The following is a 17,877-nucleotide window of genomic DNA, read 5'->3' on the forward strand; positions in this document are numbered from 1 at the left end:
GGTGCACCATGGCGCGGATGAACTATTTGGAGCTGCCGGTCGCGGATACTGCGCGGGCCAAGGGCTTTTACGCGGCCGCATTCGGCTGGACCTTCACCGATTTCGGGCCGAGCTATGCGGCCACGATGAGCGGCGATACGGATATCGGCTTCCAGGCCGACCCGGCGGAACGCACGCGATCCGCGCTGCCCGTGATCGAGGTCGACGACCTGGAACGGGCGCAAATGGCCGTCGAGAGCGCTGGCGGGCGGGTCACGAGGCAGATCTTCGCCTTTCCCGGCGGCCGGCGGTTCCACTTCGTCGACCCGGATGGACACGAACTGGCGGCGGTCCAGCCCGCCTAGGCTTGGCGACCCGCGAGCTGACCCTTCGGTGGCCGTCAACGCACGGCAACCGACGGCGTTACGTGCTCAGCGTTCCGTCAGGCGCGGCATGAGCTCCACGAAGTTGCAGGGCCGATGACGGCTGTCTAGCTGATCCTTCAGGATACCGTCCCATCCGTCCTTCACCGCGCCGGTCGATCCGGGTAGCGCGAAGACGTAGGTGCCCCGGGCAACGCAGGCGCAGGCGCGCGACTGCACGGTCGACGTGCCGATCTTCGCATAGCTCAGCCACCGGAACAGTTCACCGAAGCCGGGGATCATCTTGTCGGCGATCCGCTCGATCGCCTCCGGAGTCACGTCGCGACCGGTCACGCCGGTCCCGCCCGTCGTGATGACGCAATCGACGGAGGGATCATCCACCCACCGGTCGAGCTGGTCGACGATGGCATCGACATCGTCGCGCAGGATCCTGCGATCCGCCAGTTCGTGTCCCGCCTCCGCAATGCGGGCGACGAGCGCGTCGCCCGAGCGATCCTCGGCCAGTCCGCGCGTGTCGGATACGGTGAGGACGGCGATGCGGACGGGACGGAACGGCAGGCTCGTGTCGATCGGCATGAACGGTCAGCCCACCAGCTGGAGTTGCGAGGCGGCCCGGTCGAGCGCGACCTCGGTGACGCCGGGAATCGCCTCGATGGCGGCGACGAGTTCGAGATCCAGCAGGAAATCACGGCCCAGCAACAGCTTCGCCTCGCCGCCGTCGATCGGCATGCGCACGCGCACCTCGCCGCGCGCGCCGCGCTGCGTCGACAGGAGATCGGCGAGCGCGGTCATCGCCGCCAGATCGGCCACCTTCGCCTCGATCGTGAAGCGGGCATGGGTCGCGAGGCTTTCGAACGGCTGTATGCGCTTGACCGAGACGCGCGGCGTCTCTTCGCCGGGCCGGCGGTCGAGTTCCACCGTGATGAGACCGCAGCCGCCTTCGCGCGCCGCCTCTTCCAGGTCCGCGGCGACCGCATCGTCGAAACAGGTGGCGACGAACTGGCCGCTCGCGTCCGACAGCGTCGCCATCATGTAGCGCTTGCCCCGTGCGGAGGTGCGCCAGCGCGCATCCTCGACGAGCACGGCCATCGTCGCGCCGGCGCGTGTCCCATCCTCGGGAATGCGCAGCTCGGTGAGGGACACATATTGCCGCGCCCCGTGCATCCGCGCGAGGTGCGCGTGACGGTCGACCGGATGGGCGGAGAAGTAGAAGCCGAATGCCTCCTTTTCCTGCTCCATGGTCGCCGCCATGTTCCAGCGGAGCGAACGGTTGAGCTTGATCGTGTCGCCGGCGACGTCGTCGGCGCCGAAAAGGCCGCCCTGCCCGCTCGTCCGGCCGGCGTGGGTGTGCGCCGCGAGCCCCAGGATCGTCTCCGCCACGGCGTGGACGGCGGCGCGGTTCGGCTCGATCGCGTCGAAGGCGCCCGCGGCGGCAAGCGTCTCGAGCTGCCGCTTGTTGATCAGGCGCGGATCGACGCGGTTGGCGAGATCGTCCAGGCTCTTGAACGGCCCGGCCGCCTCCCGCTCCGCGACGAGCTTTTCCATCGCGCCCTCGCCCACCGACTTGAGCGCGCCGAGTGCATAGCGGACCACGAGGCCATCCGCCGTCTCCTGCACGTCGAACTCGGCCTCGCTCGCGTTGATGTCGGGTCCGACGATCGCCACCCCCAGGCGCCGCATGTCATCGACGAAGATGCTCAGCTTGTCCGTCAACGCCATGTCGTAGCACATGGATGCCGCGAAGAATTCGTGCGGATGATGCGCCTTCAGCCAGGCGGTCTGGTACGCGAGCAAGGCATAGGCCGCGGCGTGGCTCTTGTTGAAGCCATAGCCCGCGAACTTGTCGATCAAGTCGAACAGCTGGTTGGCGTAATCCGCCTTGATGCCATTGTGCTTGGCGCAGCCCTCGACAAAGGTCGCGCGTTGCGCGTCCATCTCGGCCTTGATCTTCTTGCCCATCGCGCGGCGCAGCAGATCGGCGCCGCCGAGCGAATAGCCGGCGAGGACCTGCGCGGCCTGCATCACCTGTTCCTGGTAGACGAAAATCCCGTAGGTCTCCTTCAGGATCGGCTCGAGCAAAGGATGCGGGTAGGTGAGGTCTTCCGTTCCCTGCTTGCGGCGGCCGAAGCTCGGAATATTGTCCATCGGGCCGGGCCGGTAGAGCGAGACGAGCGCGACGATGTCGCCGAAATTGGTCGGACGCACCGCCGACAGCGTGCGCCGCATGCCTTCCGATTCCAGCTGGAAGACGCCGACCGTGTCGCCCTTCTGCAGCAGACGATAGACGCCCTCGTCATCCCAGGAGAGCGCGTCGAGATCGACCAGGATCCCCCGCTTGGCGAGAAGCTGGACCGCCTTCTTCAGGACCGAGAGGGTCTTGAGCCCCAGAAAGTCGAACTTCACCAGGCCGGCGCCCTCGACATATTTCATGTCGAATTGCGTCACCGGCATGTCCGACCGCGGGTCGCGATAGAGCGGCACGAGCTGCGCGAGCGGGCGGTCACCGATCACCACGCCCGCGGCATGGGTCGACGAGTGGCGCGGCAGGCCTTCGAGCTTGGTCGCCAGGTCCAGCAGGCGGCGGACCTGATTGTCGTTGGCATATTCCTTCGCCAACTCCGGCACGCCGTTGAGCGCGCGCTTCAGGTCCCAGGGATCCGTCGGATGATTGGGCACGAGCTTGGCGAGCCGGTCCACCTGGCCATAGCTCATCTGCAGCACGCGGCCGGTGTCCTTGAGCACGGCGCGCGCCTTCAGCTTACCGAAGGTGATGATCTGCGCGACCTGATCGCGACCGTATTTCTCCTGCACGTAGCGGATCACTTCGCCGCGCCGGGTTTCGCAGAAATCGATGTCGAAGTCGGGCATCGACACGCGTTCCGGGTTGAGGAAGCGCTCGAACAGCAGGCCGAGCTTGATCGGATCGAGATCGGTGATCGTAAGCGCCCAGGCGACGGCGCTGCCCGCACCGGAGCCGCGGCCCGGACCGACGGGAATGTCATGATCCTTCGCCCATTTGATGAAATCCGCGACGATCAGGAAGTAGCCGGGGAAACCCATCTGAACGATGACGTCGATCTCGAAGTCGAGGCGTTCGAAATACTCCGGGAAGCGCGAGCGCAGATAGTCCGCGCAAATGTCCGGATGCGGCTGCTGCGACGCGTCGGCCGGCACTTCTGCCGTCGCGATGCCACGTTCGAGCTCGACGATGCGCCGGAGCCGCGCCTCCAATCCCGCATGGGCATCGCGCCGCAGCATCATCGCCTCGCCCTCGCGGTCGCCGGCAAGGCTTGGCAGGATCGGCTTGCGCTTGGGTGCCATAACGGCGCAGCGCTGCGCGACGAGCAAGGTGTTGTCGATCGCTTCCGGAAGGTCGGCGAACAGGGCACGCATCGCATCGGCGGGCTTCAACCATGCGTCGGGCGAGGACTTGGGGCGATCGTCGCTTTCGACATAGGTGGAATTGGCGATGCACAGCATCGCGTCGTGCGCATCGCGGAACGCGCTTTCTGCGAAACAGCACGGGTTCGTCGCGACGAGCGGCAGGTCGCGGGCATAAGCGAGATCGATCAGCGCCTGTTCGGATGCTTCCTCCACCGGATCGCCGCGTCGGGCGATCTCGATGAACAGCCTGTCGCCGAACAGCGCCTGCAGCCGGTCGCAATACGCCTCCGCCCGCCCCGCCTGATCCTCCGCGAACAAGCGCGCGAGCGTGCCCTCCCCGCCCGCCGTCAACGCGACGAGGCCGTCGGTCCGCCCCGCGAGCATCCCGAAGTCGACATGCGCCGGTAGCTCGAGCGGACGATCGAGATGGGCCAGACTGACGAGCGCACACAGATTGTCGTAGCCGCGTGCATCCTGGGCATAGAGCGCGAGCCAATCGAGCGGTGCCGCGACACCCTCCGGCATGTCCGGCCTGGCGACGCACAGCATCGTGCCGATCACCGGCTGCACCCCGTCCTTCTTGGCGGCCTCCGAAAAGGCCATGGCAGCGTAGAGGCCGTTGCGATCGGTGAGTCCAGCAGCGGGGAACTTCAACGCCTTCGCCTGCTTGGCGATCGCCTTGGGTTCGATCGCACCGTCCAGCATCGTATAGGACGAGAAGATACGAAGCGGCACGAACCCGGAATGCATCGCAGCGATGTAGCGGCTCCGATGCGATTCGAACAGGCGCCCGGTGGAACCGGCGGTGGATAACCCCGTTACCGCGAAAGAATGCAAAAGGACCAGAGATGACCGATCGCCGCTTCGCCGACCCCCTGTCCGGCGCGCCTGCCGGCGCCGGCTGGGGATGGATCCTCGCCTATGGCGTGGTTTCGGTCCTGCTGGGCCTTGCCGCCTTTGCCTGGCCTTTCGCGGCGACGCTCGCCGCCACGCTGGTCATCGGCGCCTTCTTCATCGCCGCGGGTATCGTGTCCGTCGGCGCCGGCGTTTTCGGCAAGGGGCATGAAGGGCGCGGCTATGCGATCGGCTTCGGCGTCCTGTCGCTCGTCGTCGGGCTGCTGATGGCGTTCGAGCCGGCGACGGGTGCCTTCTCGCTGACCCTCATGGTCGCCGTCTGGCTCGGCATACGGGGTGCGCTGGAGATCGGCCTGGGCGTTCGTTTCCGGCGCGGACGCGGGCTGATGGTCGCGCTGGGGGTCATCAATATCCTATTGGCGATCTATGTCCTCGCCACCTTGCCCTGGTCGGCGCTGACGCTCCCCGGCTTCATCCTGGGCATCAGCTTCCTCTTCGGCGGCGTGACGTCGATCGTCTCTGCCGTCCATCATCGCAGGGGCGCACCCGCCTTCGCGATGCCGACGGCCTAGAGCAGCGCCTCTATGTCCGCTGCGATCGCGTCCGGCCTGGTCGTCGGCGCATAGCGGCGGACGACTTGTCCGGACCGGTCGACCAGGAACTTGGTGAAGTTCCACTTGATCGCCTTCGATCCCAACAGTCCCGGCGCGGCGCCTTTCAGCAGCGTGAAGACCGGATCGGCGTCCGGACCGTTGACGTCGACCTTGGCGAAGACCGGAAAGGTGACGTCGTACGTGAGCGTACAGAAACGGGCGATCTCCGCCGCGTCGCCGGGCTCCTGCGCGCCGAACTGGTTGCAGGGAAAGGCCAGTATCGAAAAGCCTTTATCCGCATAGCGGCGGTGAAGCGCCTCCAGCCCCGCATATTGCGGTGTGAAACCGCATTGCGAGGCCGTGTTCACGATGAGCAGGACCTGCCCCGCCCAGCGATCGAGCGGCACCGTCGCGCCATCGGCGGCGCGGACGGCGAGGTCCGTGATGCGAGTCATGCGTGCCGATCCAGAAGGTAGCGCAGATTGGCCTTCACCCCCGGCCATTCGCGATCGAGGATCGAGTAGACGACGGTATCGCGCAGGCGGCCGTCGGCCATCTGCTGATGCCCGCGCAGCACGCCGTCCTTCTTCGCGCCGAGGCGCTCGATCGCCGCCTGGCTCCGCCGGTTCAGCGCATCGGTACGGATCTGCACGCATTGCACGTCCATCGCCTCGAAGGCATGCGCGAGCTGCAGCAGCTTGGCCTCGGTGTTCACGCCCGTACGCTGCACGGCCTTGGCATAGAAGGTGCCGCCAATCTCGAGGCGCCGATGCGTCGGGGCAAGCCGCATGTAGCGCGTCGTGCCGACCACGGCGCCGTCGGGCGTTTCGGCGGCGAACAAAAGGGCGCGACCGAAATCACGCTCGCGCGAGGCCGCCGCCCACCAGCGTTCCGGCGTCCGCATGAGCGAGACATTGGCGTAGAAGATGTCCCACAGGTCGCCGGCCCGCGCGACGTCGACAAGCGCCGGCAGGTCGCCCTCCGCCAGCGGTCGCAGCGTGACGTGACGCCCGACCAGCGTCGGCGTCTCGCCCCAGGCGTTCACGACAGGACGCCCTCGTGCAACCGGACGATCCTGTCCATGCGCTGCGCCAACCGCTCGTTGTGCGTCGCGATCAGCGCCGCCGACCCTTCGCCACGAACAAGCCGGAGGAATTCGGCGAGGACGATGTCGGCCGTATGCTCGTCCAGATTGCCGGTCGGCTCGTCCGCGAGGATCAGCATGGGGCGATTGGCGAGCGCTCGCGCCACGGCGACGCGCTGCTGCTCGCCGCCGGAGAGCTGGCTAGGCCGGTGGGTCAGGCGGTGACCCAACCCGAGCGCGGACAGCAGCGCCGCCGCCCGCGCTTCCGCGGGCGCCCGCTCGGCGCCGTGGATGAGTTGCGGCAGCAGGACGTTCTCGATCGCGTTGAAATCGGGCAGCAGGTGGTGGAACTGGTAGACGAAGCCCAGGCGGTCGCGCCGCATCACCGTGCGACCGTGCGCGTCGAGGCTCGCCGCCTCCTCGTCGCCGATACGGATGGACCCCTGGAAGCCGCCCTCGAGCAGTCCGACCGCCTGCAGCAGGGTCGACTTTCCCGATCCCGAGGGGCCGAGAAGCGCCACGATCTCGCCCGGCCCCACCATCAGGTCGACGCCGCGCAGGACGTCGATCGTATGGCCGCCTTGCGTGAAGCTGCGCGCCAGGCCGCGCGTCTGGAGAACGGCGCCCCCGGTCATGGACGCATGCTGCGTTCCGGCGCCGCCCGGTTGGTGAAGCCGGGTTGCGGCTTGGCCTTCGACATCATTCATAGCGCAGGACCTGAACCGGATCGGTGCTCGCCGCCTTCCACGCGGGATAGAGCGTGGCGAGGAAGCTGAAGACGAGAGCCATGGCGGTGATGACGATCACCTCGACGGGATCGGTCTTCGAAGGCAGTTCGGTGAGATAGCGGATCGACGGGTCCCAGAGGTTCTGGCCCGTCACGAACTGGACGAAGTTCACCACGCCCTGCCGATAGAAAAGGAAGATCGCGCCCAGGATCAACCCCGCGACGGTGCCGAGCGCGCCGATGGTCGTGCCGACGACCATGAAGATGCGCATCATGCCGCTGCGCGTCGCCCCCATCGTCCGCAGGATCGCGATGTCGCGCGTCTTGGCGCGGACCAGCATGATCAGGCTGGAGAGGATATTGAACACCGCGACCAGGATGATGATCGACAGCACGGTGAACATCGCCACGCGCTCCACCGCCAGCGCCTGGAACAGCTGCGCGTTCATCGATCGCCAGTCCTGGATGACCGTGCCGGGCGGCAATTTGTCGCCCAGCGGCGCCAGTATCTCGCCCACCTTGTCCGCGTTCGCGGTCTGCACCTCGATCATGCCGACCGACTGGCCGAGCAGCAGCAGTTGCTGCGCGTCCTCCATCGGCATCATCACATAGGCCTTGTCATAGTCGTATAGGCCGATTTCGAAGATCGCGCCGATCCGATAGCTGACGATGCGCGGTACGGTACCGAAGGGCGTGGTCTGTCCCTGCGGGCTGAACAGCTGGATCTCGCTGCCGACACTCGCCCCCAGGGCCTCCGCTAGGCGCGAGCCGATGGCGATCTGGCCGCCGCCGGGCGTGATGTTGGCCATCGAGCCCATGACGATCTTCGACCCGACCGCGCCGCGCATGTCGGCGATGCGCATGCCGCGGACCAGCGCCGCCTCCGCGCGTCCGTTGTAGGTCGCCGCGAGCGGCTGCTCGATCAGGGGCACAGCGCTCGTCACGCCCGGCGTCGCGCGGGCCTGCTTCACGATATCCTGCCAGTCGGGCATGCGCCCGCTGACGCTCTGGATCACCGCATGACCGTTCAGCCCGACGATCTTGTCGAACAGCTCGGCGCGAAAGCCGTTCATCACGCTCATCACGATCACCAGCGCGGCGACGCCGAGCATGACCGCGACGAGACTGATCGACGCGACGAGGAAGATGAAGGCCTCCCCCTTGCCCGGCAGCAGATAGCGGCGGGCGATCATCCGTTCGTATCGAGAGAGGATCATGGCACGGGCTCTAGGGTGCGTATCGGCCCCATGCAACGAGATGTTGCGGATTCGACACAGGGTCGCGGCAATCGTCGGCAGGCCGCGACATTGCCGGTGACAACTGCCGTCGGGGTGCCTAGCACAAACTCATCTGAGACACAGGCAAAGGCCGTGGTTCGGGGAACTTGGCGAGACGGCGCAGCGATACGCGCGACGCTCGACAAGACTTAAAGGGGGCTGACGAGTTTTCGTCACGCAGGCGCCCGGATCGGAAACGGTCCGGGCGTTTGCCGTTTCTGCGACCCGCGCACGGTCACCCGATCAGCCGGGCAGAGGATGGGAGCTTCCAATTCGCACCCCCTGTCCGGCACTGTCATCTATCGCAGATCAATCCTGAACCGGATCATAACGCCGGCCGGCGACGGTCAAGGCCGTCCGGCCGGCCGGGCATCAGAATCGGGTCGATACCGTCACGCCATAGGTGCGCGGATCGCCGGGCTGGCCGACGATGAGCCCGGTGCTGCCGGATTGCGTCGAGAGCAACTCGAAATAATCGCGGTCGAACAGGTTGCGGACCCAGCCGAACACGTTGATCCCGCCCTCGCGATACCCCGCCCGCACATTGGACAGGGCGTAGCCCTCCACCCAGGTATAGGCCGAGGGCGAGGGGTTCGACGAGAAGCGCGAACGGTAATTGCCGTCGTAGCCGACATAGGCTTCGCCGCCCTTGCCGCCGACGGGGAGGCTGTATTCGCCGCCGTAGGAGAAGGACCATTTGGATATGCCGGGCAACCGCTGGCCCGAAATGTCGCAGAAAGCGGGGCTGCGACCGCCCGGCGTGCCGGCCGGGTCGGTGACGCCACCCGGCGCGGTCGCGGTGCCGCCCGACAGCTCCGGCGGACATGGGGCGTTGGTGAAGCGGACGTAACGCGCGTCCGTGTAGGCGCCGCTGACATAGAGGTTGAGGCGGCGGCTCGGCTGGAAGCGCGAATCGAATTCGAACCCGCGCGACCGGACCTGCCCGGCATTGGCCAGATACCCGCGGATCACGTTGATCGCATTGTTGTTCACCGTGGCCTGGTAATCGAACACGTCGGTCCAATAGCCGGCGAGGTTGAGTGTCAGACGCCGGTCGAGGAACTGCGTCTTCAGCCCGATCTCGTAATTGTTGACCTTCTCCGGCTTCACCGTCTGTGTCGTCAGGTCGACGCCGGTGCTGGTCGCGTTGAGCGGCAGGCCCGACAGGTTGATCCCGCCCGACTTGAAGCTGCGCGCATAGGTCGCATAGGCGTGGATATCGGCGCTGACGTCATAGGACACGGTGACATCGCCCGACGTGTTCCAGGCGCTGAACCGCGGGCTGTAGCGTTGTGGTGCCAGCGTGTTGATCTGGTTCTGGAAGGTCGTGCGCGCCGCGGCGGTCGGTTGCGCGGCGAGGAGCTGCGCGACGTTATCGGCGGTGGCGGTGAAGGCATATTGCGCGTTGCGGATGCTGACGATCGATTCGTAGAAACCCGACTTGCGGTCGTAGTTGATGCGGATGCCCGGCTGGATGTGCAGCGCGTCGGTCAGCGCCCAATTGAGCTTGCCGAAGACGGCGAAGCTCGTGTTGTCGAACCGGATCGCGTTGGTCGACGTCAGGCCGTTGAGCACGTTGGGATTGGCGGCATCCGCGCCGGACAGCAGGAAACGGCTCGCCGCCGGTCCCTGGACCTGCGAACCCTGCGTGTTGATGACCTGATGGAAGACGAAGGCCCCCACCGTATAGTCCAGACGATTGGTGCCGTTCGAGGCCAGCCGCAGCTCCTGCGACACCTGCTTCTGCTGCGACGGGTTCTGCGACACGGTGGTGATCGGCAGGCCGGTGAAGTCGCGATCGTTCTGCGGCTGCCAGTCCCAATAGCGCCAGGCGCTGACGGAGGTCAGCGTCGCCGGGCCGAGGTCCCAGTCACCGACCAGGGAAACGCCGCCGATCTCCTGTCGCGAATTGATGCCGGCGTCGAGGTCGGTGACGCGGTCGAAGGGGTTGGTGCTCGGCGGGCGATAGCCGAGCGCGGCGGCCAGCGCGGCATATTGCCGCGCAAGAGACCGCTGCGTCGCGCCGACCCGGGCATAATATTGAACGCAGCACAAAGGGTTCTGGACGTTGTAATCGCCCGAAAGCGTGAAGTGCAGCGCGTCGGTGGCATTCCAGAGCAATTGCCCGCGCAGGCCGTTATTGTCCTGCCGATGGAGGTCGCGACCCGAGGTGACGTCGCGGATCGTGCCCTCGCGTTGTGTCGACGAGGCGGACAGGCGGATCGCGACGCTATCGGACAGCGGACCCGAGACCGAGGCCTTCGCCTGCACGAACTGATAATTGCCCGCGCTCAGCTCGACGCGCGCCTCCGGCGTGAAGCTTGGCGGTCGGGTGGTGATGTTGAGCGCGCCGGCCGTCGTGTTCTTGCCATAGAGCGTGCCCTGCGGCCCGCGCAGCACTTCGACGCGCTCGACGTCGACGAAGTCGAAGGTCGAGGCGCCGATCCGCCCGATATAGACCCCGTCGACGTAGAAGCCGACGCCCTGTTCGATCCCGTCGTTGGTGAGGCCAAAGGGCGCACCGAGCCCGCGGATGTTGATCGCGGAATTGCGCGGATTGCTCGAATAGAATTGCAGCGCAGGCTGCTGCTGCTGCAGGCGGTTGACGTTGAAGGCGCCGGTCTTGTCGATGTCCGCGCCGCCGATCACCGACATGGCGATCGGCACCCGTTGCACCGATTCGGCCCGTCGCCGCGCGGTGACGACGATGTCGCCGACCTGCGTCTGGGGCGCGTCGGGCGCCTGGCTGGCATCGCCAGCCTGCGCGGGCGGCGGCGAGGTGGTGGGCGGCGTGGTGGGCGCGGCGGTCTGGCCGGCTAGCAGCAGCGCGAGCGTGAGCGTCATCCGTGTCGTCCCCTGAACCGTTTGGGCAAAAGTCCATCATTCCGATGGAGGATCAACACGGCTGAACCTTGGGCGCGACGAAGCGGAGCTTCATGCCGCCAACAACTGCACCCCTTTTCAACAGCTTAGCAGGTCTTGAAATGGCCGGAACACACCCCAAATGTCGGTTCGCACGATGCCCTCGGGGTCGTGCGACGGCATCGCACATCGGTGGATGCCGGCTCGTTCATCTCGCTTCATCTGGAGGATTTGACCATGCGACTCGATCTGACCCCCTATCGCCGCTCGACGATCGGTTTTGACCGACTGTTCGACTTGCTCGAGGCCAATGCCCGCAGCAACGCGGCCGAGAATTATCCGCCGTTCAATCTCGAGCGTCTCGCCGACGACCGTTATCGCATCACGCTAGCGGTAGCCGGCTTCAGCCGTGACGAGATCGACATCACCGCGCAGCAGAATTTGCTGCTCGTCACCGGCAAGAAGGAAGACAAGGGCGGCAACGCCAACTTCCTGCACGTCGGTATCGCGAATCGCAGCTTCGAGCGCCGCTTCGAACTCGCCGACTTCGTCTTCGTCGAGGATGCGCGTCTGAACGACGGCCTGCTCGTCATCGACCTGGTCCGCGAGGTGCCGGAGGCGATGAAGCCGAAGAGCATTGCGATCAAGACGGGCGCGCCGCTCGCCGCCGTCGAGAACCAGACGGGCGAGGCCAAGGCGGCCTGATCACCGGTTCGGCGTCTGTTGCTCCCTTTTCCAGACGCCGTGGGGCGTCCGGGCCGACGGGCCCGGGCGCCTTTATTCTGTGGTCGAAGAGCTGTCGTGCGATCCAGCAACGCTGGATCGGCGCGGTAGCGGCCCTCACCCCCGCCCGGCCGACGACCCAGGATACGCCGAGTGGGCGGCCGGTTGGCGGTGAGGGCCGACGCCGCTTCCACGCACGTAGATTAGTTACTAGGATTCAAGCTCGTTCAGAGCCAGAACGCCAAGGCGGTGGCTGCCGATGGCGGTGCTCCTCGTCACCGCGCCTGCGTCCACCAGCGCATCCAGCAGCTTGAGCCAGAAACCTCGTGGCGGCCACCGAATGAACCGATTGTAGACCCTCGTCGCGGGCCCGTACTCGGCCGGCAATCGCACCAGCGACAGCCGATCTTGAGCACATGCAGGATGCCGGAGATCACCCGCCGATCGTCCACCCGTCGCGCTCCAGGCTGATCCTTGGGCAGGTGCGTCACGATCGCCGCCCACGCTTCATCCGACAACCAAAACAGCGCGATGCCCGCACTTCCGTGACCCACGCCTACAGTGGATCAGGAAAAACGCCCCCCATTCAACCCGCTGATTGGGTTTGAGCCCTAGACCAGGCGGCTCTGCTTTACCGCAGCCGCGATGAAGCTCGCGAACAGCGGGTGGGGATCGAACGGCTTGCTCTTCAGCTCTGGATGGAACTGCACCGCGACGAACCAGGGATGATCGGGCCGTTCGACGATTTCCGGCAGCGTGCCGTCGGGCGACATGCCGCTGAACACCAGCCCGCCCTTCTCCAGCGCGTCCTTGTAGTGCGTGTTCACTTCGTACCGATGGCGGTGGCGCTCATGGATCGTCGTGCCGCCATAGATCGATGCGACGACCGAATTGCCCGCAAGCGCGGCCTCGTACGCACCCAGCCGCATCGTGCCGCCCAGGTCGCCCGACGCCTCGCGCTTCTCGAGACCGTCACGCCCCATCCATTCGGTGATTAGACCGACGACGGGTTCCTCGGTCGGGCCGAATTCGGTGGAAGATGCCTGCGCGATACCCGCGAGATCACGGGCCCCCTCGATACAGGCCATCTGCATGCCGAAGCAGATGCCGAAATAGGGGATTTCGCGCTCGCGGGCGAACCTCACCGACTTGATCTTGCCTTCCGCGCCGCGCTCGCCGAACGCGCCCGGCACGAGGATCGCATCGCATGGCTCGAGCTGCGCGACGATCTCGTCCGCGTCATTCTCGAACAGTTCCGCATCGATCCAGCGGACATTGACCTTGACCCGATTGGCGATGCCGCCGTGGACCAGCGCCTCGTTCAAGGACTTATAGGCATCCTGCAGCCCGACATATTTGCCGACCACGCCGACCGTCACCTCGCCCTCCGGATTGGTCAGCCGGTCGACGATATCGGTCCAGCGCGACAGGTCCGGCGCCGACGAGGGCGTGATGCCGAACGCGCGCAGCACTTCCGAATCGAGGCCTTCGCCGTGATATTGCAGCGGCACCGCATAGATGCTCTTCGCGTCGAGCGCGGGAATGACCGCGCTTTCGGGTACGTTGCAGAACAGCGCGATCTTGGCCCGCTCCGACGGCGGCAGCGGCTTCTCGCAGCGGCAGACGAGTACATCGGGCGCGACGCCGAGCGCGGCGAGCTCGCGCACCGAATGCTGCGTCGGCTTGGTCTTCAGCTCGCCCGCAGCGGAGATATAGGGCACCAGCGTGACGTGGATGCTGATCGCGTTGCCGCGTCCGACCTCGTTCTTCAGCTGGCGAATCGCCTCGATGAACGGCAGCGATTCGATGTCACCGACCGTGCCGCCGATTTCGCACAGCACGAAGTCCAGATCGTCGGTTTCCGCCTTGGCGAAGGCCTTGATCGCGTCGGTGACGTGGGGGATCACCTGCACCGTCGCGCCGAGATAATCGCCACGCCGCTCGCGCTCGATGATCGTCTTGTAGATGCGGCCCGAGGTGACGTTGTCCGACTGGCGAGAGGCGACGCCGGTGAATCGCTCATAGTGGCCAAGGTCGAGGTCGGTCTCCGCCCCGTCGTCGGTCACATAGACCTCGCCATGCTGATACGGGCTCATCGTGCCCGGATCGACGTTGAGATAGGGATCGAACTTCCGGATCCGGACGCGATAGCCGCGCGCCTGGAGCAGAGCTGCGAGAGAGGCCGCCATAAGGCCTTTGCCGAGCGACGAAACCACGCCGCCGGTGATGAAAATATACCGCGCCATGGGAAGAAACGCCTAGCTTGGATGGGGGGCAAACGACAAGAGCGCGCGCCACGGGGACGCGCGTTTATGCGGCGAACCGCAGAACGGTCTTAGCGGGCGAGCGGGACCGCGCCGTTGTCGGCGGGTGCGGTCGCCGGAGCGACGCCGTTCGCGGGCACCGGCGCGGCATCGGCCGGCGCGTTCGGCACCGCGTCCTGCCGCGGCGCGGGAACCGTCCGGGCGAGCGAGGTGTCGATCGTCTGCGTCTTGCTGCTCGCCGCGAGGAAGGCGAGCGCGATCGACATCGCGACGAACAGCGTCGCGAGGATCGAAGTCATACGCGTCAGGAAATCGGCCGCGCCGCGTGCCGACATCAGGCCGGACGGGCTGCCGCCCATCCCGAGGCCGCCACCCTCCGACCGCTGCATCAGGATCACCGTCACGAGCGCGGCGGCGATGATGGCATGGACGACGAGAAGGAAGGTGAACATCGAGAGACCCGAATTGTCGGTGAAGGCGCGCACATAAGCGGGAAGCGCGGGAGGATCAACCGGGCGTCCGCATACCCTGCCGTCGCCCGGTCGCGCGGCGTCCCTGTCGTTTCGTTAATTTTCTGCGGAAACCAGCGGCAACGCGCGGCGTTATGAACGCGAAACGACGCCCGGAAACGGCGCAGATGCGGGTATTTGCACGTGGGAACAGCTGCTCAGTCCTTGTCGACGTGGATGACCGCCCTGGTCGATTACGTCCGGTCCGGCGAGCCGGATCTCACCAACCGGCAAATGGCGTTGCTCTTGCTGGTCTATCTGAATCCCGGCCCCCATACGGTGCGCGGTCTGGCGCGCGCATTGAACGTATCGAAGCCCGTCGTCACGCGCGCCTTGAATAGGTTGGGCGCGCTCGGCTATCTGCGCCGCCAACGTGACGACAGCGACAAGCGCAACATCTTCGTCGCGCGTACTTCCGAAGGGGCAGAGTTTCTTGAAGAGTTCGGGCATTTCCTCGGCGACGCCGGATCGCCAGCCCACCGCGGCGGCGCCCTCCAGCCAGCCCGACTCGGCGCGTAAGGCCTTCGCGCTGACCGGACGGTCGGTCGTGCTTGATCCCCGTACGCATGCCGTGCGCGGTGACCTGGCCGACGTGCGCCTCGCCGATCAGGTGTTCGCGCCGCATTATGCCGCTGCCCTGCCGACCGTCGTGACGTCGCAGGCGACCTTGTACGGGGATCGCACGCGCAGCGAGCCGATCGGCGAGATGAAGGCGGGTGACGCCTTCGAGGTGCTCGAACTGGCCGGCGATCACGCTTGGGGTCGCGCACCCGCCACTGGCCTTGTCGGCTATGTCGACCGGACCGTGCTGGACTCCGCGGCGTGAGCGTCTCCGTCTTCATCGACGGTGCGGTCGGCACGACCGGGCTCGACATCCGCGAGCGCCTGGCGGGGCGGACCGACCTTGCCGTCGTCACGCTCGACGAGGCGCGCCGGAAGGATGCGGCGGCGCGCGAGGAGGCGCTGAACGACTGCGACATCGCGATCCTCTGCCTGCCCGACGACGCTGCGCGCGAGGCGGTCGCCCTCATTCGCAACGACCGCACGCGCGTGATCGATGCGTCGACCGCCCACCGCGTCGCGGAGGGCTGGACCTATGGTTTCGCGGAGCTGGAGCCGGATCAGGCCGATCGGATCGCGGCGGCCCGGTTCGTCGCCAACCCAGGTTGCTACCCGACGGCTTTCCTGGCGCTGGTGCGGCCCCTGGTCCGCGCCGGCCTGGTGCCCCCGGACTGGCCGCTGTCGTTCAACGCCGTGTCGGGCTATTCGGGCGGCGGCAAGGCGATGATCGCGGAGTTCGAGGAAGGCGCGACGGACACGGCCTTTCGGGCCTATGCGCTCGGCTGCGCGCACAAGCACCTGCCCGAAATGCGCGCGCATGCCGGATTGACGCATCCGCCGATCTTCGCACCGGCCGTCGCCCGGCTTTTGCGCGGCATGCTCGGCGAGGTGCCCCTTCCCCTCCTGCATCTGCCCGCGGCGCCGACCCTGGCGGACATCGAATCGGTGCTGAGGGAGGCCTATGCGGCGAGCCCGCTGGTCCGCGTGATGCCCGGCGACGTCGCGACCGCGGTGATCGAGGAGCACGCCGGCACCGACGGCATGAGCCTGCGCGTCTGCGGCAATGCGGGCACCGGGCAGGCGCGACTGGTCGCGACGCTGGACAATCTGGGCAAGGGCGCCGGCGGTGCCGCGGTACAGAATCTCAACATCATGGCCGGCCTCGATCCGCTCGCCGGCCTGACCCTGACGAAGGAATAGCGACATGCAGCGCAATCCCGTTGGCAAGCTCCTGCTGTTCGGCGCGACCGGCGATCTCGCCAAGCGGATGCTGCTGCCCTCGCTGTACGGCCTCCACGCCGACGGGCTGCTGCCCAAGGACCTGACGATCACCGGATCGGCGCGTGGCGACATGGACGACGACGGCTATCGCGACGTGGTCAAGAAGGCGCTCGACGAGTTCCTGCCGGCGGATCGCAAGGACGAGAGCGCCCTCGGCACCTTCATGGAGCGTATCCAGTTCCAGCCGGCCGACCTGTCCGACCCGAACAGCTTCCAGCCGCTCGCCGACAAGATCGGCGACATCTCGGGCGGCCTCGCCATCTACCTGTCGACCGCGCCGTCGCTGTTCGAATCGGCGGTCGAGGGACTGGAGAAGGTCGGGCTGACCGGATCGACTGTCCGAATCGCGCTCGAGAAGCCGCTGGGCTACGACCTTGCCTCGTCGATCGAGATCAACGACACCGTCGCGCGCGCCTTTCCGGAGGACCGGATCTTCCGCATCGACCATTATCTGGGCAAGGAAACCGTCCAGAACATCCTGGCGCTGCGCTTCGGCAATTCGATGTTCGAGCCGATCTGGAACGCGCAGGGTATCGACAATGTCCAGATCACGATCGCGGAGACGGTCGGGCTGGAGGACCGTGCCGGCTATTACGAAGGCGCGGGTGCGCTGCGCGACATGGTCGCCAATCACATGCTGCAGCTCGTCGCGCTGATCGCGATGGAGCCCCCCGCCCTCTATGACGGCACCGCGATCCGCGACGAGAAGGCGAAGGTGTTCCGCTCGCTGCGCCAAATCAGTCCGGAGGCGGTCCAGTCGTGCACCGTCACCGGCCAGTATGAAGAAGGGGCCGTCGGCGGCAAGGTCGTCAAGGGCTATGACGAGGAGCTCGGCTACGACAGCGACGTGGAGACGTTCGTCGCGATCAAGGCGTTCATCGACAACTGGCGGTGGCAGGGCGTACCCTTCTACCTGCGCACCGGCAAGCGCATGGCCAAGCGGCGCAGCGAGATCGCGATCCAGTTCAAGCCGGTACCGCACTCGATGTTCTCCGGCCGCGGCGGGATCCTTCAGCCCAACACGCTGGTGATCCGCCTCCAGCCGGAGGAATATATCCAGCTGCTGGTGATGACCAAGGAGCCGGGGCTCGATCGCGACGGGCTGCGCCTGCGCGAAGTCCCGCTAAACCTCAGCCTCGACGCGGAATTTGCCGGCACGCGCCGCCGGATCGCCTATGAGCGGCTGCTGCTCGACCTGATCGAAGGCGACCAGACACTGTTCGTCCGCCGCGACGAGGTCGAGGCGCAGTGGAAGTGGATCGATGCGATCCGCGCCGGCTGGGCGGCGAACCAGACCAAGCCGAAACATTATGCCGCCGGCACCTGGGGTCCGGCCGGCGCCATCGCGCTGACCGAACGCGACGGCGTGACCTGGCAAGACGATTGACCCACGTG

At 66.4% G+C, this 17,877-nt stretch carries 16 protein-coding genes and 1 pseudogene; 7 read left to right on the forward strand and 10 right to left on the reverse strand.

The window, feature by feature from the left end; all coding sequences use genetic code 11:
- The first annotated feature begins 8 nt into the window (after positions 1 to 8).
- Complete coding sequence (locus tag IQ292_RS09295; protein ID WP_203310028.1) at positions 9 to 344, forward strand: VOC family protein; 336 nt, start codon at positions 9 to 11, stop codon at positions 342 to 344.
- A 66-nt stretch (positions 345 to 410) separates the two neighbouring features.
- On the opposite strand, the gene moaB is transcribed toward IQ292_RS09295, so the two are convergent.
- Entirely contained in the window at positions 411 to 938 is a 528-nt protein-coding gene (gene moaB / locus IQ292_RS09300) for a molybdenum cofactor biosynthesis protein B (protein WP_203310029.1), read from the reverse strand.
- Positions 939 to 944: 6 nt separating this feature from the next.
- A complete protein-coding gene (dnaE, locus tag IQ292_RS09305; RefSeq protein WP_203310030.1) occupies positions 945 to 4,496 on the reverse strand; it encodes a DNA polymerase III subunit alpha in 3,552 nt (1,183 codons plus the stop codon).
- Positions 4,497 to 4,594: 98 nt separating this feature from the next.
- On the opposite strand from dnaE, the gene IQ292_RS09310 reads away from it, so the two are divergent.
- On the forward strand, positions 4,595 to 5,173 hold the full coding sequence (locus IQ292_RS09310) for an HdeD family acid-resistance protein (RefSeq protein ID WP_203310031.1): 579 nt from the start codon (positions 4,595 to 4,597) through the stop codon (positions 5,171 to 5,173).
- Here the strand turns inward: IQ292_RS09310 and IQ292_RS09315 are convergent.
- From IQ292_RS09315 to IQ292_RS09335, 5 genes are all read right to left on the reverse strand, one after another.
- A complete protein-coding gene (locus IQ292_RS09315; RefSeq protein ID WP_203310032.1) occupies positions 5,170 to 5,649 on the reverse strand; it encodes a glutathione peroxidase in 480 nt (159 codons plus the stop codon). The genes IQ292_RS09310 and IQ292_RS09315 overlap by 4 nt on opposite strands.
- Positions 5,646 to 6,239 carry a GNAT family N-acetyltransferase gene (locus tag IQ292_RS09320; protein ID WP_203310033.1) on the reverse strand — a complete coding sequence of 198 codons (594 nt, stop codon included), beginning with the start codon at positions 6,237 to 6,239 and terminating at the stop codon, positions 5,646 to 5,648. Before IQ292_RS09320 ends, IQ292_RS09315 begins: the two co-directional genes overlap by 4 nt.
- Positions 6,236 to 6,913, reverse strand: a complete 678-nt coding sequence (locus IQ292_RS09325) for an ABC transporter ATP-binding protein (RefSeq protein ID WP_203310034.1) — start codon at positions 6,911 to 6,913, stop codon at positions 6,236 to 6,238. Before IQ292_RS09325 ends, IQ292_RS09320 begins: the two co-directional genes overlap by 4 nt.
- Before the next feature lie 64 nt (positions 6,914 to 6,977).
- On the reverse strand, positions 6,978 to 8,222 hold the full coding sequence (locus IQ292_RS09330) for a lipoprotein-releasing ABC transporter permease subunit (RefSeq protein ID WP_203310035.1): 1,245 nt from the start codon (positions 8,220 to 8,222) through the stop codon (positions 6,978 to 6,980).
- A gap of 432 nt (positions 8,223 to 8,654) precedes the next feature.
- A complete protein-coding gene (locus IQ292_RS09335; RefSeq protein WP_203310036.1) occupies positions 8,655 to 11,126 on the reverse strand; it encodes a TonB-dependent receptor in 2,472 nt (823 codons plus the stop codon).
- Between the two features lie 255 nt (positions 11,127 to 11,381).
- Between IQ292_RS09335 and IQ292_RS09340 the strand changes: the two genes are divergently transcribed.
- Entirely contained in the window at positions 11,382 to 11,849 is a 468-nt protein-coding gene (locus tag IQ292_RS09340; RefSeq protein ID WP_203310037.1) for an Hsp20 family protein, read from the forward strand.
- 264 nt (positions 11,850 to 12,113) lie between these two features.
- Here IQ292_RS09340 and IQ292_RS09345 read toward each other — a convergent pair.
- The 3 genes and pseudogenes from IQ292_RS09345 to secG all read right to left on the reverse strand — a co-directional run.
- Positions 12,114 to 12,400: pseudogene (locus IQ292_RS09345) on the reverse strand (transposase); the annotation flags it as partial.
- A 78-nt stretch (positions 12,401 to 12,478) separates the two neighbouring features.
- Entirely contained in the window at positions 12,479 to 14,113 is a 1,635-nt protein-coding gene (locus IQ292_RS09350; RefSeq protein WP_203310039.1) for a CTP synthase, read from the reverse strand.
- A gap of 89 nt (positions 14,114 to 14,202) precedes the next feature.
- Positions 14,203 to 14,583 (reverse strand): preprotein translocase subunit SecG, encoded by a 381-nt coding sequence (secG, locus tag IQ292_RS09355; protein WP_203310040.1) that lies wholly within the window; start codon positions 14,581 to 14,583, stop codon positions 14,203 to 14,205.
- 234 nt (positions 14,584 to 14,817) lie between these two features.
- On the opposite strand from secG, the gene IQ292_RS09360 reads away from it, so the two are divergent.
- From IQ292_RS09360 to zwf, 4 genes are read left to right on the forward strand one after another with little or no spacing between them, the layout of a single operon-like run.
- Positions 14,818 to 15,159, forward strand: coding sequence for a MarR family transcriptional regulator (locus IQ292_RS09360; protein WP_203310041.1), 342 nt, complete (start codon positions 14,818 to 14,820; stop codon positions 15,157 to 15,159).
- Positions 15,074 to 15,466, forward strand: a complete 393-nt coding sequence (locus IQ292_RS17645) for an SH3 domain-containing protein (RefSeq protein WP_238940942.1) — start codon at positions 15,074 to 15,076, stop codon at positions 15,464 to 15,466. Before IQ292_RS09360 ends, IQ292_RS17645 begins: the two co-directional genes overlap by 86 nt.
- Positions 15,463 to 16,401, forward strand: a complete 939-nt coding sequence (gene argC, locus IQ292_RS09370; protein WP_203310042.1) for an N-acetyl-gamma-glutamyl-phosphate reductase — start codon at positions 15,463 to 15,465, stop codon at positions 16,399 to 16,401. The genes IQ292_RS17645 and argC overlap by 4 nt, the downstream gene beginning before the upstream one ends.
- 4 nt (positions 16,402 to 16,405) lie before the next feature.
- Entirely contained in the window at positions 16,406 to 17,869 is a 1,464-nt protein-coding gene (gene zwf, locus IQ292_RS09375; RefSeq protein ID WP_203310043.1) for a glucose-6-phosphate dehydrogenase, read from the forward strand.
- Positions 17,870 to 17,877 lie beyond the last annotated feature (8 nt).

The organism is Sphingomonas beigongshangi (genome assembly GCF_016820445.1).
Classification (GTDB): domain Bacteria; phylum Pseudomonadota; class Alphaproteobacteria; order Sphingomonadales; family Sphingomonadaceae; genus Sphingomonas; species Sphingomonas beigongshangi.

Bases quoted from the DNA above. Each gene is read 5' to 3' on its own strand.
- IQ292_RS09310 (WP_203310031.1), top strand. From the start codon at position 4,595: ATGACCGATCGCCGCTTCGCCGACCCCCTGTCCGGCGCGCCTGCCGGC.
- IQ292_RS09295 (WP_203310028.1), top strand. From the start codon at position 9: ATGGCGCGGATGAACTATTTGGAGCTGCCGGTCGCGGATACTGCGCGG.
- IQ292_RS09315 (WP_203310032.1), bottom strand. From the start codon at position 5,649: ATGACTCGCATCACGGACCTCGCCGTCCGCGCCGCCGATGGCGCGACG.
- secG (WP_203310040.1), bottom strand. From the start codon at position 14,583: ATGTTCACCTTCCTTCTCGTCGTCCATGCCATCATCGCCGCCGCGCTC.
- IQ292_RS09340 (WP_203310037.1), top strand. From the start codon at position 11,382: ATGCGACTCGATCTGACCCCCTATCGCCGCTCGACGATCGGTTTTGAC.
- zwf (WP_203310043.1), top strand. From the start codon at position 16,406: ATGCAGCGCAATCCCGTTGGCAAGCTCCTGCTGTTCGGCGCGACCGGC.
- IQ292_RS09330 (WP_203310035.1), bottom strand. From the start codon at position 8,222: ATGATCCTCTCTCGATACGAACGGATGATCGCCCGCCGCTATCTGCTG.
- IQ292_RS09360 (WP_203310041.1), top strand. From the start codon at position 14,818: ATGACCGCCCTGGTCGATTACGTCCGGTCCGGCGAGCCGGATCTCACC.
- moaB (WP_203310029.1), bottom strand. From the start codon at position 938: ATGCCGATCGACACGAGCCTGCCGTTCCGTCCCGTCCGCATCGCCGTC.
- IQ292_RS09350 (WP_203310039.1), bottom strand. From the start codon at position 14,113: ATGGCGCGGTATATTTTCATCACCGGCGGCGTGGTTTCGTCGCTCGGC.
- dnaE (WP_203310030.1), bottom strand. From the start codon at position 4,496: ATGCATTCCGGGTTCGTGCCGCTTCGTATCTTCTCGTCCTATACGATG.
- IQ292_RS09335 (WP_203310036.1), bottom strand. From the start codon at position 11,126: ATGACGCTCACGCTCGCGCTGCTGCTAGCCGGCCAGACCGCCGCGCCC.
- IQ292_RS09325 (WP_203310034.1), bottom strand. From the start codon at position 6,913: ATGACCGGGGGCGCCGTTCTCCAGACGCGCGGCCTGGCGCGCAGCTTC.